Below are 26,359 nucleotides of genomic sequence, written 5' to 3'. Positions count from 1 at the left end.
AGACCCGCACCCCCATGGCAAACCCCTACCGCGAATTATTCAACGCCCCAGGCAGTGGCGCTTTTGTGCTGGCCGGGATGATCGCGCGCATGCCGATCTCCATGACCGGCATCGGCCTGATCACCATGCTCTCGCAGTTACAGGGTGGCTACGGACTGGCCGGTGCAGTGGCGGCGACGTTTGCCCTGGCCACGGCATTCTGCGCGCCGCAGGTTTCCCGGCTGGTTGATCGTTTTGGTCAGCGGCGGATTTTGCCGGTGTCGGCATTGCTGGGCGGCGGGGCATTGCTGATGGTGTTGCTCTGCACGCGCTTGCAAGCGCCGACCTGGACATTGTTCGTCTTCGCCGCACTGGCCGGGTGCATGCCGAGCATGTCGGCGATGGTCCGGGCGCGCTGGACCGAGGTGTATCGCGGCCAGCCTCAACTGCAAACCGCCTATGCGCTGGAATCGGTGCTCGACGAGCTGTGCTTCATCGTTGGGCCACCGCTGTCGGTGGGCTTGTGCGTGGTGGCGTTCCCCGAGGCCGGGCCGTTGGCGGCGTTGCTGATGCTGGCGATCGGGGTCACCGCGTTTGTCTTGCAGCGCGGCACCGAGCCACCGGTGCATCCCCATGAAGAGCACCATCAACGCTCGATCATTCGTTCGGTCGAGATTCAGCTGCTGATGCTGTTGATGGTCGCCATGGGCACCATCGTCGGCGTGGTGGATGTGGTCAGCGTGGCGTTCGCCCAGCAGCAGGGGCAACCGGCGGCGGCGAGTATTGTGCTGTCGGTGTACGCCATCGGCTCGTGCCTGGCCGGGCTGGCGTTCGGGGCATTACGTTCGAAAGTGCCGCTGCCTCGATTGTTTCTGTACGGCGGCGTGGCGACGGCGGTGACCACCTTGCCGTTGCTGCTGGCGGCGAACATTCTCGGGCTGTCGCTGGCGGTGTTCGTCGCCGGGCTGTTTTTTGCGCCGACGTTGATCGTGGCAATGGCGCTGGTGGAGCAAATCGTACCGCCGGCCAAACTCACCGAAGGCCTGACCTGGCTGGTCACCGGGTTGAGCATCGGCGTGGCGATCGGCGCCGCGAGTTCCGGGTGGCTGATAGACGCGTTCGGCGCGCGCAGCGGGTTTTGGGTGGCGATTGCCGCCGGGGCCGTCGTCCTCGGTTCCGCCCTGCAAAGCTATCGCCATTTGAAATGAAGATTTAACTGTGGGAGCGAGCCTGCTCGCGAAGGCGGAGTGTCAGTCAACATCGATGTTGATTGATGAACCGCTTTCGCGAGCAGGCTCGCACACAGTTGTTCTGCGACTAATTCGAGACCTGCCTCATCCGTTCTCTATTACAGACAACTTTCGAGGTAAACCCGGTGACCCAGCTGACTTTGCTCTGCCTGCCCTATTCGGGCGCGAGTGCCATGGTCTACAGCCGCTGGCGGCGCAAACTGCCGGAGTGGCTCAAGCTGCAGCCGGTGGAGTTGCCGGGCCGTGGCGCGCGGTTTGGCGAACCGTTGCACACCGACATGCGGCGTCTGGCGCTGCAATTGGCCCATGAACAAAAAGCCACGCTCAAGGCGCCGTACGCGTTGTTCGGCCATAGCCTGGGTGCGTTGCTCGCCTGTGAAATGGCCCATGCCTTGCGCTCGCTGGGTTGCCCGGAACCGGTGGCGCTGTTCGCCTCGGGCACGGCCGCGCCGACGCTGCGTGCCGACTACGACCGGGGTTTCGCCGAGCCGAAAACCGATGCCGAACTGATCGAGCAATTGCGCACCCTCAATGGCACCAGCGAAGAAGTCCTGGCTAACGAAGAGTTGATGAGCTTGACGCTGCCGGTACTGCGCGCGGATTTTCTGCTGTGCGGGCGTTTCGAACCGCAGCAGCGGCCCTTGCTCAAGTGCCCGGTGCATGTGCTCGGCGGCAAGGCCGACCGCGCGACCACCGAGCAGTTGATCGGCTGGAGCAAGGAAACCCACGGCAGTTTTTCCGTGGACATGCTCGCGGGCGGGCACTTCTTTATCCATGAACATGAAGCCAAGGTGCTGCGGGTGATCAAGGATCAGCTGGAGGTTCATCATCGGCGGCACGCCACGGCCGCCAGCGCCTGACACAATCCCTGTGGGAGCGAGCCTGCTCGCGATAGCGGCATCACATTCAACATAGATGTGAATGACAGGCCGCCATCGCGAGCAGGCTCGCTCCCACAAGGATTTTTGTCACCCTCACACTCCGCGTTCTACCTCCTTTCTGATAGTTGTTCTCATTCGCTAATTTTTCCGGTCTGCATTCGTTTTATAGGGACGACGTGCCTTTGTGCTTCCTGCCAACGATCCGGATGCTAAGAAATGAATGCTGAAGACTCCTTGAAACTTGCTCGCCGGTTTATCGGGTTGCCCCTGGAAAAGCGCCAGATGTTCCTTGCGGCCTTGCACAAGGAGGGCGTGGATTTCGCCCGTTTTCCGATTCCCGCCGGCGTCGACGCCGAGGATCGCCAGGCGCTGTCGTACGCCCAGCAACGCATGTGGTTTCTCTGGCAGCTGGACCCGCAAAGCGGCGCATATAACCTGCCGGGCGCGGTGCGGCTGACCGGGCGTCTGAACCTGCCAGCGCTGGAACAGGCCTTCGCCAGCCTCGTGGCACGTCACGAAACGCTGCGCACCGTGTTCCAGCGCCAGGCCGACGACACCTTGCTGCAAGTGCCGGCCTCGGCACCGCTGGTGATCGAGCATGTGGATTTCAGCGCATTGCCGGCCCCGGAGCGCGAGCTGGCAATCGCCTCAGCGGCCGAGCAACAATCGGTGCAGCCGTTCGACCTGCAAACCGGCCCGCTGCTGCGCGTCACCGTGCTCAAGCTCGCCGAGCAGCAACACGTCCTCCTGCTGACCCTGCACCACATCGTGTCCGATGGCTGGTCGATGAACGTGCTGATCGACGAATTCATCCGTTGCTACGACGCTTTTGACACCGATGCACAACCGCAACTCGCGCCCTTGCCGATCCAGTACAGAGACTATGCACTGTGGCAGCGCCGTTGGCTGGAGGCCGGCGAGCAGGCGCGGCAACTCGACTACTGGCAAGCGCAACTGGGCGCCGAGCATCCGGTGCTGGAACTGCCCACCGATCACCCGCGCCCGGCGATGCCGAGCTATCGCGGCACCCGTTACGAATTCGCCGTCGACGCGCAGCTGGCCGAGCAACTGCGCACCACCGCGCAGAAGCACAACATCACCTTATTCATGCTGTTGCTCGGTGCGTTCAACGTGCTGCTGCACCGCTACACCGGGCAGACCGACCTGCGCGTCGGCGTGCCGATCGCCAACCGCAACCGTACGGAAATCGAAGGACTGATCGGCTTCTTCGTCAACACCCAGGTGCTGCGCACCCAGCTCGATGGCCAGACCCGCGTCGACGATCTGCTGCGCGCGATCAAGGAAACCGCCCTCGGCGCACAAGCTCATCAGGACTTGCCGTTCGAACGCCTGGTCGAAGCGCTGAAACTCGAACGCAGCCTCAGCCACACGCCGCTGTTCCAGGTGATGTACAACCACCAGCCGCAAGTCGCGGACATTTCCACCGTGACCACCGCATCGGGCCTGGCGCTGGGCGTGATCGAGTGGGAAGGGCGTACCACCCAGTTCGACCTGACCCTCGACACCTACGAGAAGGGCGGCAAACTGCACGCCGCGCTGACCTACGCCAACGACCTGTTCGACGCCGTCACCATCGCGCGCATGGCGCAGCACTGGACGCACCTGCTGCACGGCATGGTCGGCGATTCACAGCAACGCATCAGTGATTTGCCGCTGCTGGAAAAAACCGAGTATCAGCGCATCGTCCATGACTGGAATCGTGCCGGTGAAAGCTTCCCTCAAAACCTGTGCATCCATGAGCTGATTGCCCGACAAGTCGCCGCGATCCCGGATGCAAGGGCGGTGACCTTCGCCACTCAACAGCTGACTTACCGAGAACTCGACAACCAGGCCAATCGCCTGGCGCACAAGCTGATCGAACTGGGCGTAGGCCCGGAAGTCCGCGTCGGCGTGGCGATGCCGCGTTCCGAGCAACTGCTGGTGGCATTGCTCGCGGTGCTCAAGGCCGGTGGCGCCTACGTGCCGCTGGACCCGGATTACCCGGCCGAACGCGTCGCCTACATGCTGGAAGACAGCCGCGCCCTGGTGCTGCTGACCGAGCAAGCTGTGGCGGCGACATTGAGCGTGTCGGCCGACACCCAAGTGTTGCTGATGGACAACATCGCGCTGGCCGCTTACCCGAGCAGCGCCCCGGTCACCCGCGTCACGCCGGATAACCTGGCCTACGTGATCTACACCTCCGGTTCCACCGGCAAGCCCAAAGGCGTGGCCATCACCCATCGCAACGTGCTGGCGCTGATCGACTGGTCGAAATCGGTCTACAGCCGCGACGACATCCAGGGCGTGCTGGCCTCGACCTCGGTGTGTTTCGACCTGTCGGTGTGGGAGCTGTTTGTCACCCTGGCCAACGGCGGCTCGGTGATCATCGCCCGCAATGCCCTGGAGTTGCCGCAGCTGCCGGCCCGGGATCAGGTGCGCCTGATCAACACCGTGCCGTCGGCGATCAATGCGTTGCAGCGTGACGGGCAGATCCCGCCGAGCGTGCGCATCATCAACCTCGCCGGTGAGCCGCTGAAGCAAAGCCTGGTGGACGCGCTGTATCAGCAATCGACCGTCGAGCACGTCTACGATCTGTACGGCCCGTCGGAAGACACCACCTATTCGACCTGGACCCGGCGCGAGGCCGGTGGCCGCGCCAACATCGGCCGTCCGCTCAAGCACACCGCCAGTTATGTGCTGGACGCCGATCTGCAACCCGTGCCGCAAGGCGTGTCCGCCGAGCTGTACCTGAGCGGTGCCGGCATCACGCGTGGCTACTTGGCGCGCCCCAGCCTGACCGCCGAAAAATACGTGCCGAACCCGTTCGCCAGCAACGGCGAACGCCTGTACCGCACCGGTGACCTGACCCGTTATCAGGCCGACGGCACGCTGCAATACGTCGGGCGCATCGACCATCAGGTCAAGGTCCGTGGCTTGCGCATCGAACTGGGTGAAATCGAAGCGCGGCTGTTGCAGCAGGACGCCGTGCGCGAACTGGCGGTGCTGGCGCAGGACGGCGTCAACGGCCAGCAACTGGCCGCCTACATCGTGCCGAGCGATTCGGCGCTGCTGGACGATATCGACACTCAAGCGCGTCTGCGTGAATCCCTGAAAGCGGCACTGCGTCAGCACTTGCCGGATTACATGGTCCCGGCGTTTCTGCTGTTCCTCGATCACCTGCCGCTGACCCCCAACGGCAAGCTCGACCGCAAGGCGTTGCCGGCCATCGACGGCACGCAACAACCACGCGAACACGTCGCACCACGCAACGCCCTGGAGAAATCCCTGGCAGTGATCTGGCAGGACGTGTTGGCCATCGACAACGTCGGCCTGGAAGACAACTTCTTCGAGTTGGGCGGCGATTCCATCGTGTCCATGCAAGTGGTCAGCCGTGCGCGTCAGGCCGGGATCGTGTTGAGCCCGAAAGACCTGTTCCAGCACCAGACCATCCGCAGCCTGGCGCAAGCCGCCCGCAGCGGTGAGCAACAACTGATCGACCAAGGTCCGGCGGTTGGCGCGGTGGCGCTGGCGCCGGTGCAGCAGTGGTTTTTCGAACACGCCATTCCTGAGCGTCAGCACTGGAACCAGTCGCTGCTGTTGGTGCCGCGCGAGGCGTTGAATGTCGAGGCGCTGGATCAGGCGTTGATCAAGTTACTGACCCAGCACGACAGCTTGCGTCTGCGATACGTACAGACGTCCGAAGGCTGGCAGCAAGCCTACGCGGCGCCGACCACTGAATCGGTGGTGTGGCAGCGTCAGGCGCAATCGGTCGAAGCGCTCAACGCCCTGTGCGACGAAGCCCAACGCAGCCTCGATCTGCAAAACGGTCCGTTGATGCGCGCGCTGCTGGTGACAATGGCCGACGGCACCCAACGCCTGCTGCTGGTCATTCATCACCTGGCGGTGGACGGTGTTTCCTGGCGGGTACTGCTGGACGATCTTCAGCAGTTCTACAGCGGCGGCAACGTGGTGGCGATGGCGAAAACCAGCACCTATCAGCGCTGGGTCGCACGTCTGCAGGATCATCTGCCAACCTTCGAAAACAGCCTCGGTCACTGGCAGACCCAACTGTGTGAAGCACCGAACGACCTGCCATGCGACCGCCCGAACGGCGCACTGGAAAACCGCTTCGAGCAGAAACTCGAGCTCAAACTCGACATCGAACACACCCGCAAACTGCTGCAACAAGCCCCGGCGGCCTATCGCACCCAGGTCAACGACCTGCTGCTGACCGCGCTGGCCCGGGCGGTTTGCCGCTGGAGCGGGCAGGGCAGCACGCTGATTCAGCTGGAAGGTCATGGCCGCGAAGACCTGTTCGACGACATCGACCTGACCCGCAGCGTCGGCTGGTTCACCAGCCTGTTCCCGGTCAACCTGATCCCGGCGAGCGACCTCGGCGCGTCGATCAAAACCATCAAGGAACAACTGCGCGCCGTGCCGGACAAAGGCCTGGGCTACGGCGCCCTGCGCTACCTCGGCAGCCCGGCGATTCGTGCCGAACTGGCCGCGCTACCGCAACCGCGCATCACCTTCAATTATCTGGGGCAGTTTGACCGGCAATTCGACGACGCCGCGCTGTTCGTCCCGTCCACTGAAGGCAACGGCGTGGCGCAGGACCCATCGGCGCCGCTGGGCAACTGGCTGACCGTCGAAGGCCAGGTCTACGGTGGCGAGTTGTCCCTGAGCTGGGGCTTCAGCCGTGAGATGTTCGACACCGCCACCATCCAGCGTCTGGTCGACGACTACGCGCAAGAATTGAAGGCGCTGATCGAGCATTGCTGCGCCCTTGAAGCACCGCAAGCGACACCGTCGGATTTCCCGTTGGCGCGGATTGATCAGGCGCAACTCGATGCATTGCCGGTCGCCGTCTCGACCCTCGAAGACCTTTACCCACTGTCGCCGATGCAGCAGGGCATGCTGTTCCATACCCTGTACGAACCGGAAGTGGGTGCCTACATCAGCCAGTTGCGCCTGGACATCCAGGGGCTCGATCCTTTGCGATTTGCTGAAGCCTGGCAAGCGGCTGTCGAGCGTCACGACATTCTGCGCAGCAGCTTCCACTGGCAGGGGCTCGACACCGCGCATCAAGCGATTGTGCGTCAGGTGGCGTTGCCGCTTGAAGTGCTTGAAGCGACCGATACCGATGCGCTGGCCGACGCCGAACGCGCCCAGGGTTTCCAGCTGGGCACCGCGCCGCTGTTCCGTTTGAAGCTGGTCCGTACCGGCGCTGATGACTGGCACCTGATCTACACCAGCCACCACATTTTGATGGACGGCTGGAGCAACGCGCAGTTGCTCGCCGAGGTGATCCAGCACTACGCCAACCGGCAGTCGCTGCCGGCGTCGTCGGGGCACTATCGCGACTACCTGGGCTGGTTGCAGCAGCAATCGGCAGTGGCTGGCGAGCAATTTTGGAAAGCCGCCTTGGCACCGCTCGAAGCACCAACGCTACTGGCCGAAGCCTTGAGGCCACCGGTTGGCGGCGAAGGCACCGAAGAGTATCGCGTCGCCCTCGACACCGGCGCAACCCAGCGTCTGGCCGAGTTCGCCCGCCAGCAGAAAGTCACCCTCAACACCGTGCTGCAAGCGGCCTGGAGCCTGTTGCTGCAACGCTACACCGGCCAGGATTGCGTGGTGTTTGGCGCCACGGTGGCCGGGCGTTCGGCGCCGCTGCCGGGGATCGAAGAGCAGCTCGGGCTGTTCATCAACACGCTGCCGCTGGTCTGCGCGATGAAGCCGGATCAAACCGTCAGTCAGTGGCTGGGCGAGTTGCAAGGCCTGAACCTGGCCATGCGCGAGTTCGAGCACGTGCCGCTTTACGACATTCAAGGGTGGGCGGGGCAGCAGGGTTCGGCGCTGTTCGACAGCCTGCTGGTGTTCGAAAACTTCCCGGTGGCCGAAGCGCTGAAGCAAGGCGCGCCGGCGGGGCTGTCGTTCGCCAACCTGCACAACCACGAGCGTACTCACTATCCGCTGACCCTGGGCATTGAATTGGGCGAAGGCTTGAGCCTGGAGTTCAACTACGACGCGGCGCGGTTCAGTGCGGCTCAGGTCGCTGAGTTGTCGGCGAATCTGCAGCATCTGCTGATGCAATTGGTGGCGCTGCCGAACGCGGCGTTAGGTTCGCTGGAACTGCTTGATGTCGACGGCAAAAACGCAGTGCTTGCGATCAGTCAAGCGGCCACGGTGGAGCTATCCACAACGCAGTTGGTGCACGAGCAAATTGCCGCTCAGGCTGCCGTCACTCCGCATGCACTGGCATTGCAGGTCGGCGGTCAGACCTTGAGCTACGGCCAGTTGAACGCCCAGGCCAACCGTCTGGCCCATCGGCTGATCGACAACGGTGCCGGGCCCGGCAAGCGCGTCGGCCTTGCCGTGCGGCGTGGTCCGCAGTTGATCGTCAGCCTGTTGGCGGTACTGAAAAGCGGTGCGGCCTATGTGCCGCTGGACCCGAACTACCCGACTGAACGCCTGAGCTACATGATCGACGACAGCCGCCTCAACGTGCTGCTGTGCGAAACCGGTCTGCTGGACGATTTGCCGCTGCCAGTGGAACTGTGTCTGTTAAGCCTGGACGCGTCGCTCGGCTATCCCGACCACGATCCTCAAAACCACGCGGTCGCCGAGGACCTGGCCTACGTCATCTACACCTCCGGCTCGACCGGCCAGCCCAAAGGCGTGGCCATCGCCCATGCCGCCCTGCGCGAGTTCTGCCAGACCGCCGCCGACTATTCGCGGCTGTCGGCGTCCGACCGCGTGTTGCAGTTCGCGACGTTCAGTTTCGATGGCTTTGTCGAGCAATGCTTCCCGGCGCTGTGCGTCGGTGCGGCGCTGGTCATGCGTGGTGATGAGCTGTGGGATGCCGGGCGACTGGCCGCCGAAATCGTCGCTCAAGGCGTGACCGTGGCGGACTTGCCGGCTGCCTACTGGTACTTGCTGGCCCGTGAATGTGCCAGCGGCGCCGTGGGTAGCCTGGGCCATTTGCGCCAGGTTCACGTCGGCGGCGAAGCGATGTCGGTCGAAGGCCTGCGTTTGTGGCATCAAGCCGGGTTGAGCCACGTGCGTTTGCTCAACACCTACGGGCCGACTGAAGCGACGGTGGTGTCCAGCGTTCATGAGTGCCAATTGATCGATGCCAGCGACGCGTTTGGCATCCCGATCGGGCGTGCCATCGCGGGCCGCGCGTTGTATGTGCTGGACTCGGCCGGTCAACTGCTGCCAAACGGTGGCGTCGGTGAACTGTGCATCGGCGCCCCGGCCAGCCTGGCGCACAGTTATTTCGATCGCCCGGCGCTGACCGCCGAACGCTTCCTGCCGGACCCGTTTGCCCGTGAGCCGGGCGCGCGGTTGTATCGCAGTGGTGATCTGGCGCGTTATAACGCCGACGGCGATCTGGAATACGTTGGCCGTATCGATCATCAAGTGAAGATTCGCGGTTTCCGCATCGAGATGGGCGAGATCGAAGCCTGCCTGCAAGCGCGGGAGGAAGTGCGTGACGCGGCTGTCATCGCTCAGGACGGGACGCAACTGGTGGCGTACGTCGTGGCCAGCGGCGCGGTGGTTTCTCAGGCTGATTATGTGGAAGGACTCAAGGCCGTACTGCGTCAGTCACTGCCGGAATACATGGTGCCGAGCCATCTGGTTCTGCTGGCCAAACTGCCGCTCAACAATAACGGCAAACTTGACCGCAAGGCCTTGCCGCGTGCTGAAGCCATCGATGCTCAACGTGCATTCGTGGCGCCGGCCGAGGGGCTGGAAACGCAGCTGGCGCTGATCTGGCAGGAAGTGCTGCAGCTTGAGCCAGTAGGGCGCGACGACAACTTCTTTGAGCTGGGCGGGCATTCGTTGCGGGTGCTTCAGGTGATCTCCCGCGTGCGTCAGCAACTGCACCTTGAACTGTCCGTGAGCAGCCTGTTTTCCGCCGCGAACCTGGCGGCATTTGCCGAACGTGCAACGCTGGCGAAGGTCAGCGGCCAACCGCTGCTGCAACGGGCGGCGGTTGATCAACCGCGAGTTCTGTCCTACGCCCAGCAGCGTCAGTGGATTCTCTGGCAGCTGGACCCACAGAGTTCGGCGTACAACATTCCCGCCGCGCTGCGCCTCAAAGGTCCGCTGAACCGCGAAGCCTTGCGTGAAGCCTTCGCCCGGTTGCAGGCCCGTCACGAAACCCTGCGCACAACCTTCGAACAGGATGGCCAGCAGGCGCGTCCGCTGGTCCACGCAGAAATGCCGTTGCAATTGAGCGAACGGCCAGTCGACGAGTCGTCGATCAACAGCGCCGTGGCCGAAGAAATCGCTCGGCCGTTCGACCTGCGCAATGGCCCGTTGTGGCGTGTGTTGCTGCTGCAAGTCAGCGCCAACGACCATGTGCTGGTGCTCACCGTGCACCACATCGCCGCCGATGGCTGGTCGATGCAGGTGATGGTCGATGAGTTCAGCGCGTTGTATCAGGCTGCCGTCGATGGCAACGCGGCGAACCTTGTCACTCTGCCGGTGAACTACAGCGACTACGCCCGCTGGCAGCGCGACTGGCTGGAGGCCGGGGAGGGCGCGCGTCAACTGACGTGGTGGCGCGAACAACTGGCGGGCAGCCAAACCCCGCTTGAATTGCCCAGTGAACTGACCCGCCCTGCCCGTCGCACCGAGCGCGGGGCCAGCCTGGCGCTGAACGTTGATCGCGCGTTGCTGGCCGGTTTGCGTCAGCGTGCCCAGGAACAACAGGTGACGCTGTTCATGCTGTTGCTGGCGAGTTTCCAGACCTTGCTGCAGCGCCAGAGCGGGCAGTCGAGCATCAGCGTTGGTGTGCCGAGCGCCGGCCGTTCGCGGATTGAAACCGAAGGCCTGATCGGCTTCTTCATCAATACCCAAGTGCTGCGTGCCGAGATCGACGGGCAGCAACCGTTCAGTGCCTTGCTGCAACAGGTCAAACAAGTGGCATTGGCTGCACAGGCCCATCAGGACTTGCCGTTCGAGCAATTGGTCGATGCCTTGCAACCCGACCGCAGTCTCAATCACAGCCCGTTGTTCCAGGTGCTCTACAACCATCAACAGCAGTTGGGCACCCGCGTTGAGCGCGCCGTGGCGGACATGCAGGTCGAGCGTCTGCACTGGCAGCAACACACCACCCAGTTCGATCTGGTGCTCGACACTCAGGAACAGAGCGAAGCACTCGACGCCAGTCTGACTTACGCCACGGACCTGTACGACGCAGCGTCCATGCAGCGCCTCGCCGAACAATGGCTGAACCTGCTGCGCGCCGTGGTCGAAGATCCACAGCAGCGGGTCGCTGAATTGCCGTTGCTGCGAGCGCCGCAAAAGGCTGCGCTGATCGAGCATTGGAACCCGGCGTTCGAGGCGCAAGCGCCATCGCCAACCCTGCATCAGTTGTTCGAGCTTCAAGCCGCTCAACAGCCGAACAGCATTGCGCTGGTCTGCGAAGGCGAGCAACTGACCTACGCCGCGCTCAACGCTCAGGCCAACCGACTGGCGCGCAAACTGCGCGAGCAGGGCGTCGGCCCCGAGGTGCGGGTCGGCATCGCCACCGAGAGGGCAATGCCGCTGGTGGTTGGCTTGCTGGCGATTCTCAAGGCGGGCGGCGCCTACGTGCCGCTGGACCCGCAATACCCGGCCGAACGCCTGAGCTACATGATCGAAGACAGCGGCATCACGTTGCTGCTGACCCAACAACACTTGATCGACGGTTTACCGGCCCGCGATGGCGTGCAAGTGCTGAGCCTGGAGTCGTTGCAACTGGACGCCTACAGCGCCGACAACCTGCCAGCGCTGGCGACCCCGGACAACCTCGCGTACGTGATCTACACCTCCGGCTCAACCGGTCGGCCGAAAGGCGCCTTGCTCAGCCATGGCAACGTCGGGCGTTTGCTGAGCGCGACAGCGGCTGAGTTCAACTTCGGCCCGGACGATGTCTGGACGTTGTTCCACTCCTACGCGTTCGACTTCTCGGTGTGGGAGCTGTTTGGTTCGCTGTGCACCGGCGGGCGCCTGGTGATCGTGCCGTATGACATCAGCCGCGAGCCGCAAGCGTTTCACCGCTTGCTCTGTGATGAAGGCGTGACGGTGTTGAACCAGACCCCGAGCGCGTTTCGTCAGTTGTTGCCGATTGCCTGCGCCAGCGAAAAAAATCTGGCATTGCGTCAGGTGATCTTCGGTGGCGAAGCCTTGGAAGTTGCGAGCCTGCGTCCATGGTTCGAACGCTTCGGTGACCAGCAACCCACGTTGGTCAACATGTACGGCATCACCGAAACCACCGTGCACGTGACCTACCGCGCCATCCGCCTGGCCGATCTCGACGGCAAGGCCCAAAGCCCGATCGGCTTGCCGATCCGCGACCTGCGCTGGTACTTGCTCGACAACCAGTTGCAACCGGTGCCGGTGGGCGTGGCGGGCGAGTTGTACATCGCGGGCGCCGGGCTGGCGCGTGGTTATCACGGGCGATTCGGCCTGACCGCCGAGCGCTTTGTGCCGAGCCCGTTCGAGGCGTCACAGCGTCTCTATCGCAGCGGCGACCTGGCACGCCAACGTGCCGACGGCAGCATCGATTACCTCGGACGAATCGACCAGCAAGTGAAGATCCGCGGCTTCCGCATCGAACTGGGCGAAATCGAAGCCGCGTTGCTGGCTCAACCGGGCGTGCGCCAAGCGGTGTTGAGCGTGCATTCCAGCGAGGGCGGTCCGCAGTTGTGCGCCTACGTCGTCGCCGAACAAACCCCGCACGACCCGATTGCCTGGCGCGACCACCTGCGCGCCGCACTCAAGGTCGATCTGCCGGATTACATGGTGCCGAGCCACTGGCTGCTGCTGGATGCCTTGCCATTGACCGGCAACGGCAAGCTCGACCGCAAGGCCTTGCCGCTGCCCGATGCCGAGGACTGGCAACGACCGTTCGAAGCCCCCGAGGGCGATCTTGAACGGCAACTGGCAGTCATCTGGGCCGACGTGCTGGGCGTGGCGCAGATCGGCCGGCGCGACAACTTTTTCGAATTGGGCGGGCATTCATTGCTCGCCGCCCAGGCGAGTGCCCGCGTGGAACTGGAACTGGGCATCGAGCTGCCGCTGCGCGCGCTGTTCGAATCCTCCGACCTTCAGGCTTATGCCGCCATGGCCGGGCAACACGCCCCGGCTGACAACGATGCACGTCTTGATGCGCTTGAGTCGCTTCTCGACGAGATGGAGATCAACTGATGGAACACACCACTGCCCAGCGTATCGCCAGCCGCTTCGCCGGCCTGCCGGCTGACAAGCGCCGCGAGTTTCTGCAACGCATGCAAGAGCAGGGCGTGAGCTTTGGCCAACTGCCGATTCCGCCCGCCGCCGAGCCGCAAGCGAGCTTCGAACTGTCGTATGCGCAGCAGCGCCAATGGTTCCTCTGGCAGCTTGATCCGCAGAGTTGCGCGTACAACATTCCGGCCGCCCTGCGTTTGCACGGGCCGCTGAATGTCGCGGCGTTGCAGCAGAGTTTTGATGGGCTGCTGGAGCGTCATCAGAGTTTGCGCAGCCGTTTCGTCGAGGACGACGGTCAGGTGCTGCAGACATTGGCCGAATTCACGTCGTTGCCGATTGAGCAGGTCGACCTGCGTGCCGAGCCTCAGGATCAGCGCCTCGATCTCGCGATGAAAACCGTCGAGCAGGACATCGCTCGCCCGTTCGATCTGCAACATGGTCCGCTGTTGCGGGTCAGCCTGTTGCAGCTCGATGCCGACGACCATGTGTTGTTGCTGACCTTGCACCACATCGTCACCGATGGCTGGTCGATGGGCGTGTTGGTCGAGGAGTTTTCCCGGCTCTACGCCGCGCATTGCCAAGGACAGAGCGAGGCGCTGGAAGCGTTGCCGATTCAGTATTGCGACTACGCCTTGTGGCAACGCCGCTGGATGGAAGCGGGCGAGCTGGAACGTCAACTCAACTGGTGGCGTGACACGCTGGGCAGCGAACAACCGCTGCTCGAATTGCCCACCGACCGTCCGCGCCCGGCGCAACCGAGCCAGCGCGGTGCGCGGCTGGATTTCGCCCTTGATGCAAAACTGGCCAGCGGCCTGATGACCCTGGCCAAACAGCATGGCGTCACGCCGTTCATGCTGTTGCTGGCGAGCTTCCAGGCTTTGCTCTATCGCTACAGCGGCCAGTCCGACCTGCGCATCGGGGTGCCTATTGCCAACCGCAATCGCGCGGAAACCAAAGGTCTGATCGGCTTCTTCGTCAACACTCAGGTGATGCGCGCCGAGCTCGATGGACGTCTGCCGTTTAGCCGGTTGCTCGACCAGACCCGCGCCGCGTCGCTGGATGCCCAGGGTTATCAAGACTTGCCGTTCGAGCGGCTGGTGCAGGCGCTGCAAGGTGAACGCAGCCTGAGCCACAGCCCGCTGTTCCAGGTGATGTTCAACCACCAGCAAACCAAACCGGCGGCGGTCAGTGGCTTGCTTGCAGGCCTGCGCGTTGAAGCGTTGAATGCCACGGCGCACACCACGCAATTCGACCTGCAACTGGACACTCAGGAAGAGGGCGACCAGTTGTTCGCCAGCCTGACTTACGCCACCGACCTGTTCGACGCCGAGCGTATCGAGCACCTCGCTCGACATTGGCGCAACTTGCTGGCCGGGGTGCTGGCGAATCCGCAATGCCCGCTCGCCGAATTGCCGCTGCTGGATGCCGACGAGCGCCTGCGCATTCTTGACGACCTCAACGACACCGCTCAGGCCTATCCGGGCGACGTCTGCGTACAGCGGCATTTCGAAGAGCGCGTGATTGAAAACGGTGAGGCGACTGCGCTGGTGTTCCAGGGGCAGTCCTTGAGTTACGCCGAGTTGAACCTGCGCGCCAACCGTCTGGCCCATCACTTGCGCGCTCAAGGTGTCGGCCCGGAAGTGCTGGTGGGGATTGCCTGCGACCGTTCGATTGAAATGGTCGTCGGCCTGTTGGCGATTCTCAAGGCGGGCGGCGCCTATGTGCCGCTGGACCCGGAGTATCCCGTTGACCGCCTGAGCTACATGATCGAAGACAGTGGCATTTCGCTGTTGCTGACCCAGGAACACCTGCTGGCGCAACTGCCGACCCCGGATAACGTGCGCACCTTGTGCCTGCACGCCGAAGCCGATTGGTTGAGTGATCTGCCGGGGACTGATCTGCCCAACCTGGCAGTCGCAGAAAACCTCGCCTATGTGATTTACACCTCCGGCTCCACCGGCAAACCGAAAGGCGCGGGCAACCGCCATGTGGCGCTGCACAACCGTCTGGAGTGGATGCAGCAAGCCTACAACTTGCTGCCGAGCGACCGCGTGCTGCAAAAAACGCCGTTCAGTTTCGACGTGTCGGTGTGGGAGTTTTTCTGGCCGCTGATGAAGGGCGCCACGCTGGTCATCGCAGCGCCTGGCGAGCATCGCGATCCGCAGCGTTTGGCTGCGTTGATCGTGGAACAGGCGATCACCACGCTGCACTTTGTGCCGTCGATGCTTTCGGCGTTCATCGCCGCCGACGAGGCGCTCGCATGCACATCGTTGCAACGGATCATTTGCAGCGGTGAAGCGCTGCCGATGGAACTGCAACGCCAGACCTTGCGCAGTCTGCCGCAAGCCCATCTCTACAACCTCTATGGCCCGACCGAAGCGGCCATCGACGTGACCCATTGGACCTGCGTCGAAGAAGGCCGCGACAGCGTGCCGATCGGCCGCCCGATCGCCAACCTGCGCACCTGCATCCTCGACAGCGAACTGCAACCGTTGCCGCTGGGTGCGGTGGGCGAGTTGTACCTCGGCGGCGTCGGCCTGGCCCGTGGTTATCACCGCCGTGGTGCGCTGACTGCCGAGCGTTTCGTGGTCGACCCGTTCGGCAGCGGCGAGCGCCTGTACCGCACCGGTGACCTGGCGCGCTATCGCGCCGACGGTGCCATTGACTACTGCGGTCGCATCGACCACCAAGTGAAGATTCGCGGTTTGCGCATCGAACTGGGCGAAATCGAAGCGCGCCTGCAAGAGCATGCCGACGTGCAGGAAGCCGTGGTGCTGGCCCTGGATGGCCCGAGCGGCAAGCAATTGGTCGCGTACATCGTGCCGCAGGACCGCGCCCTGTTGGACGTCGATGCCGGGCAACAAGGCGTGTGGCGTGAAACCCTGAAAAGCCATTTGCTCGCCAGCCTGCCGGATTACATGGTGCCGGCGCAGACCGTGCTGATCGAACAAATGCCGCTAAGCCCAAACGGCAAACTCGACCGCAAACGCCTGCCCGCGCCGACCGCACACATCAGTCAGCGCGCTTTCGAAGCGCCACGCAGCGAACACGAGCAGGTGCTGGCGCAGATCTGGCAAGACGTGTTGGGCGTGGAACAGGTCGGGCGTCAGGATAATTTCTTCGAACTGGGCGGCGATTCGATCATTTCGATTCAGGTGGTCAGCCGTGCGCGGCGTGCCGGTCTGAGCCTGCAACCGCGCGACCTGTTCCAGCAGCAGACTTTGCAAGCATTAGCCGCCGTAGTGAAAGAACAGGCCGCGCCGCTGGCGCAACAAGGGCCGGTGGACGGAGTGCAGAAACTCACGCCGATTCAACGCTGGTTCTTCGACGAGCCGATTCCGCAGCGTGCGCACTGGAACCAGGCGGTGCTGCTGGTGCCGCGTGAAACCCTCGAATTGCCACGTCTGCAAGCGGCGCTGCAACGTTTGCTCAAGCAGCACGATGCGCTGCGTTTGCGCTTCAGCCAGGTCGGCGAGACACCGCAATCCCTGCAAGATCCCTGTGGGAGCGAGCCTGCTCGCGATGACGCGGGAGCAAACAACATCAATGGTGCCTGTGCTGACCCTATCGCGAGCAGGCTCGCTCCCACAGAGTGGTCGGCGCGGTATGTCGGGGCCGACAGCGCTGACGTGATTGACATGCTCTGGACCGCGCGCGTGGCCAGCGCTGCCTCGCTGGAATCGGTGTGCGATGAGGCGCAGCGCAGTCTGAGTCTGCAAGACGGTCCGTTGCTGCGTGTGGCATTGATCGCTCAGGCCGATGGCTCGCAGCGGTTGCTGTTGGTCATCCACCACCTCGCCGTGGACGGTGTGTCCTGGCGAGTGTTGCTGGAAGATTTGCAGGCTGCTTATCAAGGACAAGAGCTGCCGCCGAAGACCAGTTCTTTCCAAGCGTGGGCCGAGAAACTCGACGCTTATGCCCGGTCCGAAACCGCTGCCGGCGAACTGAACTGGTGGCAGGCGCAACTGAGCCTCGCCAATGATTCGCTGCCAGCAGCCAATGCCGAGGCCAGTCAGGCCGGGCATCTGCGCCAAGGCGTGAGCATCGGTCTGGACCGCGAGCAAACCCGGCAATTGCTGCAACAGGCGCCGGCGATCTACCGCACGCAGGTCAACGATTTGCTGCTGACCGCACTGGCCCGCACCCTCAGCCGCTGGACCGGACACGATTCGGCGCTGATTCAACTCGAAGGCCACGGGCGCGAAGAGCTGTTCGACGACATCGACCTGACCCGCACCGTCGGCTGGTTCTCCAGCCTGTTCCCGGTGCGCCTGACACCGACCGCCGACCTCGCCGGTTCGATCAAGGCGGTCAAACAGCAACTGCGCGAAATCCCCGGCAAAGGCCTGGGCTACGGCCTGTTGCGCTACATGGGCGATGCCTCGACCCAAGCGGCGTTGGCTGCATTGCCGCAAGCTCGCGTGACCTTCAACTACCTCGGCCAGTTCGACCAGAGCTTTGCCGAGGATTCACTGTTCACTCCAGCAGTTGAGTCCAGCGGTGCCGCGCAATCGGCGGACGCACCGTTGCCAAACTGGCTGTCAGTGGACGGCCAGGTCTATGGCGGCGAGCTGAAACTCGACTGGACCTTCAGCCGCGAATGCTTCGACTTGCGCGAGATCGAAGCACTGGCCGCCGATTACCAACGCGAGTTGCTGGCGCTGATCGCCCATTGCCTGAGCGATGGCGCGGGCGGCGTGACCCCGGCGGACTTCCCGTTGGCGCGTCTGACTCAGGCGCAACTCGATGGTCTGGCGGTACCGCCGGCGCAGATCGAGGACCTGTATCCGCTGTCGCCGATGCAGGCCGGTTTGCTGTTCCACAGTTTGTACGAGTCCGAATCCGGCGCGTACGTAAACCAACTCAGCGTCGAAGCTCGCGGGCTCGATGCCGAACGGCTGGGTCGCGCGTGGCAAGCAGTACTCGACACCCATCCAATCCTGCGCAGCAGTTTTCACTTCCCGGATGGCTTCGAAGCACCGCTGCAATTGGTCCATCGTCATCTGAATTTGCCGCTGACCTGCCTCGATTGGCGTGATCGTAGCGATCAGGCTGAAGCGCTGGCGCAGTTGATCGACAGCGAGCGCCTGCAACTCGATTCGACTCAAGCGCCGTTGATGCGCTTGACCCTGGTGCGCCTCGACGATGAGCGTCAGCAACTGATCTACACCCACCATCACCTGTTGCTCGACGGCTGGAGTCATTCGCTGCTGTTGAGCGAAGTCCTGCAGCGTTATGCCGGACAGGACGTGCAGGCGCCGACCGGGCGTTTCGCCGATTACATCGGTTGGCTGCAACGTCAGGATGCGCAGGCTGACGAGCTGTTCTGGCGCGAGCAACTGGCGACCCTCGACAACCCGACCCTGTTAGCGCAGAGCCTGGCCCATGGTGCCAGCCAAAACCTGTCGAGCACCGAGTTTGCCGACCATCGCCAGACCTTCGATGTCGCCACCAGCCAACGCTTCAGCGAGTTTGCCCGTCAGCAAAAAGTCACCCTCAACACCTTGGTGCAAGGTGCCTGGGCCCTGCTGCTGCAACGCTACAGCGGCCAACGCAGCGTCGCGTTCGGCGCGACCGTGGCCGGGCGTCCGGTGGATTTGCCGGGGGCTGAAAGCCAGCTCGGCCTGTTCATCAACACCTTGCCGGTGATCAGCAGCCCGGACGCGGTCGAAAGCGTCGGCCAATGGCTGGCCCGATTGCAGGCGCAAAACCTGGAATTGCGTGAGCATGAGTTCACGGCGTTGGGTGACATTCAGCGTTGGGCCGGACGTGCCGGCGAGCCGCTGTTCGACACCCTGCTGGTGTTCGAAAACTTCCCGGTGGCCGAGGCGTTGCAACACGGTGCGCCGGCCGGGTTGAGCTTCTCAATCCCGCAGAACCATGAACGCACCAATTTTCCGTTGACCCTGGCGGCCACCGCTGAAACTCAGTTGAGCCTGAACTGGAGCTACCAGTGCGCCCACTTCAGCGGCGAAGCGATTGCCCGCATGAGCGAGCATCTGGCTGCGCTGCTGGCGGCGATGGTCGCCGCGCCACACGTTGCACTGAGTGAACTGGACCTGCTGACCGCGCCGGAGCGTGCGCAGCAATTGCTGGAATGGAACCCGCCGTTCAGCGTGACGGAAAACCCGCTGTGCGTGCACCAGTTGATCGAGGCCCAGGCAGTCGCCCGACCGGACGCCACGGCGCTGATCTTCAACGACCTGGAACTCAGCTTCGACCAACTCAACCGTCGCGCCAACCGTTTGGCCCATCACCTGCGCGCACTGGGCATCGGCCCGGAAGTGCGGGTCGGCCTGGCGATGCAGCGTTCGCCGGACATGATCATTGGCTTGTTGGCGATCCTCAAGGCCGGCGGCGCCTACGTGCCGCTGGACCCGGCGTACCCGGCGGAACGCCTGCGCTATCTGATGGAGGACAGCGGGATTTCGCTGCTGCTCAGCCAATCGTGGCTGCGGGAAAAACTGCCATTGCCCGAAGGCTTGGCGGTGCTGGAAGTGGACCGTGAACCGCTGGACTTCATGGCCGACACCACCCCGGTCAACCTGACCTGCGCTGAAAACCTCGCGTACCTGATTTACACCTCGGGCTCCACCGGGCGGCCAAAAGGCGTCAGCGTGGCCCACGGTCCGCTGGCCATGCATTGCCTGTCGATCGGCGAGTTGTACGGCATGACCCCGGACGACCGCGAACTGCAATTCGCCTCGATCAGCTTCGACGGCGCCCACGAACGCTGGCTGACGCCGCTGGTGTTCGGTTCAGCAGTGATGCCGCGTGACGACGAGTTGTGGAGCGTGGAGCGCACTTGCGCCGAGATCGAAAAGCACGGCATCACCATCGCCTGCTTCACCCCGAGCTACCTGGTGCAGATCGCCGATTTCATGGGCGAAGCGGGGCGTGATCTGCCGATCCGTTCCTACACGCCGTGCGGTGAAGGCATGGCCAAGCATGCGTTCGATGAAGTCCAGCAGGTGTTGCAACCGAAGCGCCTGATCAATGGCTATGGCCCGACCGAAACGGTGATCACGCCGCTGATCTGGCTGGCGTATCCGGATACCGAGTTCGACTCGGCGTTCATGCCGATTGGTCGCCCGGTCGGCAACCGCAGCGCCTATATCCTGGACGGCGGCTTGCAGCCGTTGCCGGTTGGCGTGGCGGGTGAGTTGTACCTGGGCGGCGAGGGCGTTGCGCGGGGTTACCATCAACGTCCGGACCTGACCGCTGAACGTTTCGTGCCGGACCCGTTTGTGCCCGGTGGCCGCTTGTATCGCAGTGGCGACCTTGCGCGGTTCCGTGCCGATGGCGTGGTTGAATACCTCGGCCGTATCGACCAGCAAGTGAAGATTCGCGGCTTCCGTATCGAGCTCGGCGAAATCGAAGCCTGCCTGCTGGAGCATGAAGGCGTGCGTGAAGCCTTTGTCATTGACCGCGATGGCCCGGTGAGCCGCCAGTTGGTCGGCTACGTGGTGCCGCGCGATCCGCTCGCCGACGAACAGGATTTGCGTGAAGCGTTGACGTTGCACCTGCGCAGCCGTCTCCCGGCGCACATGCTGCCGGCGCACTTGATGTGCCTGGCCGCATTGCCGCTGACGCCGAACGGCAAGCTTGATCGTCAAGGCTTGCCGGCGCCTGAAGCCACCCGGCAGAACCACGAACAAGTCGCTGCCGCGTCTCCGGCGGAAGCGCTGCTGGTGGAGATCTGGCAAGAATTGCTGGGACTGGAGTCGGTGGGCGTCACCGAGAACTTCTTCGAACTGGGCGGTGACTCGATTATCTCGTTGCAAGCGGTAAGTCGTGCCGGGCAGCGCGGGCTGGTGTTCAGTCCGAAGCAACTGTTCGAGCAGCAAACCATCCGTGCCTTGGCTGCCGTCGCCAGCAGCCGTGAAGACGCGTTGATCGAAGCGCCAAAACTTGAGGCTTTTGCTTTGGTGCCGCACATCGACATCGCCGCCCGCGAAGGTCTGCAAGACTTGTATCCGCTGTCGCCGATGCAGCAAGGCATGCTGTTCCATTGCCTCGATTCGCCGGAGCTCAACCCCTACGTCAACCAGTTGAGCGTAGCGGTGGATGGCTTGCAGGTGCCGCGTTTCCGCGCCGCTTGGCGAACCCTGGTCGAGCGTCATGAAGTGCTGCGCGCGGCGTTCCGCTGGCGCGATGGTTTGGCCGATCCGCTGCAAGCGGTGTTCGCCGACGTCGAGTTGCCGATCGAAGAACTCGACTGGCGCGACCGCTCCGACACCGAACAGGCGCTGAGCGAATTGGCGGCGGCGGAGCAGGCCAAGGGCTTCGACCTCAGTTGCCCGCCGTTGATGCGTTTCATCCTGGTGCGCCTGGGTGACGACCGTTACCAGATGATCTGGATTTACCATCACCTGTTGCTCGACGGTTGGAGCGCCTCGCGGTTGTTGGGCGACATGCTGCGCCTGTACCACCACGAAAGCCTGCCGACCCTGACCGGTCGTTATGCCGATTACATCGCCTGGCTGCAACGGCAGGACGGCGCGCAGGCCGAAGGTTTCTGGCGTGAGCGCCTGGCCTTGCTTGAAGAACCGACCATTCTGGCCAAGGCTTCGGGTGCGGCGGGCTCCGGTCACGGCGTGATGTACAGCAACCTTGACGCCGAGGCGACGCGCAAACTGCACAGCTTCGCCAAGCGTCAGCGCGTGACGTTGAACACGCTGGTGCAAGGCGCGTGGCTGCTGCTGTTGCAACGCCACAGCGGCCAACGCAGCGTCGCGTTCGGCGCCACGGTGGCGGGGCGCCCGACCGGGTTGGCCGGTGCCCAGGATATGCTCGGCCTGTTCATCAACACCTTGCCGGTGATCCAGACGCTTGATCCGCAACGACCGTTGGGCGAGTGGTTGCGCGACTTGCAGGATTACAACCTGATGGTCCGCGACTACGAACACACGCCGCTGTCGGACATTCAGCGCTGGGCCGGGCAGGGTGGCCAGGGCTTGTTCGACAGCATCATCGTGTTTGAAAACCATCCGGTGGACCGTGCCTTGAAAGGGGGCGAGGAAGGTGAACTGCGCTTTGCCGAAGTCGGCAGCGGCGGGGTGACCAACTTCCCGATGGACTTGATGGTCAGCGCCAACGAGGAAGGACTGGAAGTTGAATACCTGTTCCTGCGTGATCGTTTCAGTGACGTGGAAGTGCAGCGGATTCGTGCGCAGCTGGAAGGTTTGCTACGTACGTTGCCTGAGGATGCGACGTGCCTGCTCGGCAACATCGGTTTGCCGGAGGCGCTTATCAGCCTGCCGCAAGCGTCTACCGAAAGCGCCGATTTGCTGCATGCGTTTAATCAGCATGTGCGCATGCAGCCGCAGAAAATCGCTTTGTTCTGTGAGGATCGGCAAGTGAGTTATGCCGAGCTTGAGGCACAGGCCAATGGGCTGGCGCAGCAATTGATCAGTCGCGGTATCGGCGCGGAAAGTCTGGTGGCGGTCGCGTTGCCGCGTTCCGAGCGCACCATCGTTGCCTTCCTCGCGGTCCTGAAAGCCGGCGCGGCGTATTTGCCGCTGGACCTCGCGTACCCGGCCGAACGGCTGGCCTACATGCTCAACGATTCGGCGGCCAGCCTGTTGCTGTGCGACAGCGATCTGGGCGAGCGATTGACCCTGGCTGACAGCCCGCCACGCTTGTTGCTCGATCAGCTATCCAGTGATCACGGTGTCGAGTGCCCGGTTTCCAATCCGCTGCCGGGGCACCTCGCGTACCTGATCTACACCTCCGGTTCCACCGGCCAGCCGAAAGGCGTGGCCGTGGCCCGCGGACCGATTGCCCGGCATTGCCGCGGCATCATCGACCTCTACGAACTGGCACCCCGCAGCCGCGAGTTGCACTTCATGTCGTTTGCCTTCGACGGTGCTCAGGAGCGCTGGTTGAGTGTGATGTTGGCTGGCGGCAGCCTGGTGATTCGCGATGACAGCCTGTGGACGCCCGAACAAACCCTGGATGTGCTGCATCGCCACAACGTCACCGTGGCCTGCTTCCCGCCGGCGTATCTGCAACAAATGGCCGAAGTGGCGGAGCGTCTGGGCAGTCCGCCGGCGGTCGAGGTGTATTGCTTTGGCGGTGACGCGGTACCGGAGGCCAGTTTCGAGCAGGTCAAACGCGCCTTGCGTCCGCAGCGTCTGGTCAACGGTTACGGCCCGACCGAAACCGTGGTCACGCCGCTGTTGTGGCGTGCCGAAATCAGCGAAACCTGCGACGCGGCCTATGCGCCGATTGGTCGTGGTGTGGCCGGGCGTGGGTTGTACGTGCTGGATGCCGACCTCAATCCGTTGCCGGTCGGTGTCAGCGGTGAGCTGTACCTGGGCGGTGAATGCCTGGCCCGTGGTTATCACCAGCGTCCGGGCATGAGTGCCGAGCGCTTCATTCCCGATCCGTTCGAGGCCGGTGGTCGCATGTACCGCACCGGCGACCTGGTGCGCCAGCGTGAGTGCGGGTTGATCGACTACTTGGGGCGTCTTGACCAGCAAGTGAAGATCCGTGGTTTCCGCATTGAGCTGGGCGAAATCGAAGCGCGTCTGCGCGATTGCGTTGGCGTGCAGGATGCGGCCGTGGTGGTGCACGACACGCCGACCGGCAAGCAATTGGTCGGTTATGTGGTGGCGGCGGGTACGACCGGACTGGATCGCCGGCTCAAGGCTGAACTGCAAGCGCAACTGCCGGACTACATGGTGCCGGCGCGGATCATGGTGCTGGAGCGCTTCCCGCTGTCGGCCAACGGCAAGCTTGATCGCCGCGCACTGCCGGAACCTGAATGGGCGCTCGGCGGTTATCGCGCGCCACGCAACGCACTGGAAACGGCGCTGACGGCGATCTGGCAAGAGGTGCTCGGCGTGCCGCAAGTGGGCATCGACGACAACTTCTTCGAACTCGGTGGCGACTCGTTGCAGGTGCTCAAAGTCATCTCGCGGGTACGCAGCCAGCCGCAACTGGGCTTCGAATTGAAGCTGCGGGATTTGATGCAGAAACCGTGCATTGCCGAACTCAGCGGTTATCAGGCGGCCGAGCCTGCGAAAGCTCCGGACCCGTTATTGGCGCTGAATGCGCGGATTCCAAGCGTGCCGGCGCTGTTCTGCCTGCACGCCGGTTTCGGCACGGTGTTCGACTACGAACCGCTGGCGCGGCGTCTGGAAGGCCGGCGCACGGTGTACGGTTTGCAATGCCGGTTGCTGCTCGATCCGCACTGGCAGGATGCGTCGTTGCTGGCGATGGCCCAGGCCTATGCGCAACGGATTCGCGCGCAGCAGGCTGATGGTCCGTATTACTTGCTGGGTTGGTCATTGGGTGGCGCGCTGACGCAATTGGTCGCGCATGAACTGGAACTTCAGGGTGAGACCGTCGCGTTTGCCGGGTTGGTCGACAGTTATGTGGCGGGTACGGCGGAAGCGGGGGATTGGCGTGAGGATCTGGGGGACTTTTTGAAGTTTGTACTGGGGCTGCCGGCCGATGAGGCTCAAGCGCTGATCGCGCTGAAAGCCGCTGACTTGAATGAACGCGAGGGTGCCGCCGCCGTGATCGAGGCCGCCATGCACGGTTCCAATGGTCATGCGGCGTTGGGCTCGGGCGAACTCACGCAGATCTTCGCCACGGGCTCATCGCTCAAGCAATTGGCGTTGGCCCATCGACAACTGCCGAAGGTTCAGGTCGCGGCACATCGCTGGTGGGTGGCCGGGCGCGACGATGAGCGCCGGGTGTTCGAGGCGCAGGTCGGCAGCCAGGGTATTGATCGCTTGTTGGCGGGTGGGCATTACGAGTTGCTGCGCGGTGACGAGTTGCTCGATGAGCTGGAGCGGCTGTTGGAGCGCAGGCCCGCTATCGCATAACCCCTGTGGGAGCGAGCCTGCTCGCGAAGAGGGAGTGTCAGACGGCATTCATGTTGCTGACACGCCGCCTTCGCGAGCAGGCTCGCTCCCACAGGTTCTTTACTGGATTCGAATTTTTTGTACTGTCCGACTTTTGACCTCTTTGTGTAAAAGGATTCGTCCCATGGCTGTGTTGCCAGAACTTGAAGCTTTCCTCGAACTCGCCGAGTTCGGCCGCCTGACCGGTAAAAGCCGTGCGATGCACGAACAGACTCCGCAACAGGCGCGGATCGATTTCGAAGCGTCCTCGGGGTTTCTCGATGTGCCGCTGGACAGCGTTGTCTGTGAGGACTTCACCATTCCCGCGCGGGATGGCCATAGCTTGTCGGCAAGGGTGTATCGCGACGGGAATGCGGTCGCCGGGTTGCAACCGGTGGTGCTGTATTTCCATGGCGGCGGCTACGTGGTGGGCAGCCTGGATTCCCATGATGCGCTGTGTCGGCGGCTGGCGGCCCAGGGTGGTTTTGCCTTGTTGACGGTGGATTATCGCCTGGCGCCGGAGTGGCGTTTCCCGACGCCGGTGCAGGATGCCTGCGATGCCGGCAACTGGCTGATGCGTGAGGGCGCGGTGCGTGGTCTGGACGCGACTCGGGTGGCGGTGGCCGGTGATAGCGTTGGTGCGACATTGGCCACTGTGTTGTCGATCATGGCGGTGCGTGAACCTGAGGAACTGGCGTTGAAGCCCAAGGCGCAATTGCTGGTGTACCCGGTGACGGACGCCACGACAAAACGTGCCTCGCACCGGGATTTTGCCGAAGGCTATCTGCTGGAGACGCCGACGCTGGATTGGTTTTATGCTCATTACGGGCGCACGCCAGCGGACCTGGCCGATTGGCGCTGCTCGCCGTTGCTGGCACAGGATCTTTCCGGCGTGGCCCCGGCGCTGGTGTACCTGGCCGGGCATGATCCGTTGCATGACGAAGGGCTGGCCTATGTCGAGCGCTTGCGTGGTGCCGGTAATGACGTGACATTGCTGGAACAGCCGGGCATGACCCATGACTTTATGCGCATGGGTGGGTTGCTTGGCGAAGTGGCGGGGATTCACGCGGAAGTGGCGGGGTGGGTGCGTTCGCGGCTTTGAATGATCGTTCCCACGCGGAGTGGGAACGATCAAAAAAAATGCCCGCATCTC

At 63.2% G+C, this 26,359-nt stretch carries 5 protein-coding genes; all 5 read left to right on the top strand.

Translation table 11 applies throughout. The features are described from left to right. Positions 1-14: 14 nt before the first annotated feature. Positions 15-1,187 (top strand): MFS transporter, encoded by a 1,173-nt coding sequence (locus ACA057_RS22105; RefSeq protein WP_497342324.1) that lies wholly within the window; start codon positions 15-17, stop codon positions 1,185-1,187. 167 nt (positions 1,188-1,354) lie between these two features. Then, complete coding sequence (locus tag ACA057_RS22100) at positions 1,355-2,089, top strand: thioesterase II family protein (protein WP_497342322.1); 735 nt, start codon at positions 1,355-1,357, stop codon at positions 2,087-2,089. Positions 2,090-2,326: 237 nt separating this feature from the next. Then, positions 2,327-13,312 (top strand): amino acid adenylation domain-containing protein, encoded by a 10,986-nt coding sequence (locus ACA057_RS22095; protein ID WP_497342320.1) that lies wholly within the window; start codon positions 2,327-2,329, stop codon positions 13,310-13,312. Then, on the top strand, positions 13,312-25,188 hold the full coding sequence (locus tag ACA057_RS22090; protein WP_497342318.1) for an amino acid adenylation domain-containing protein: 11,877 nt from the start codon (positions 13,312-13,314) through the stop codon (positions 25,186-25,188). Before ACA057_RS22095 ends, ACA057_RS22090 begins: the two co-directional genes overlap by 1 nt. Before the next feature lie 163 nt (positions 25,189-25,351). Continuing rightward, the gene (locus ACA057_RS22085; protein WP_497342316.1) at positions 25,352-26,308 is read left to right on the top strand and encodes an alpha/beta hydrolase; all 957 of its coding nucleotides are present in this window, start codon (positions 25,352-25,354) and stop codon (positions 26,306-26,308) included. Positions 26,309-26,359: the final 51 nt, after the last annotated feature.

It is taken from the genome of Pseudomonas sp. LBUM1661, assembly GCF_059695925.1.
Note: the sequence above shows the minus strand (reverse complement) of the source record. Positions and strands in the feature narration are given on the sequence as shown.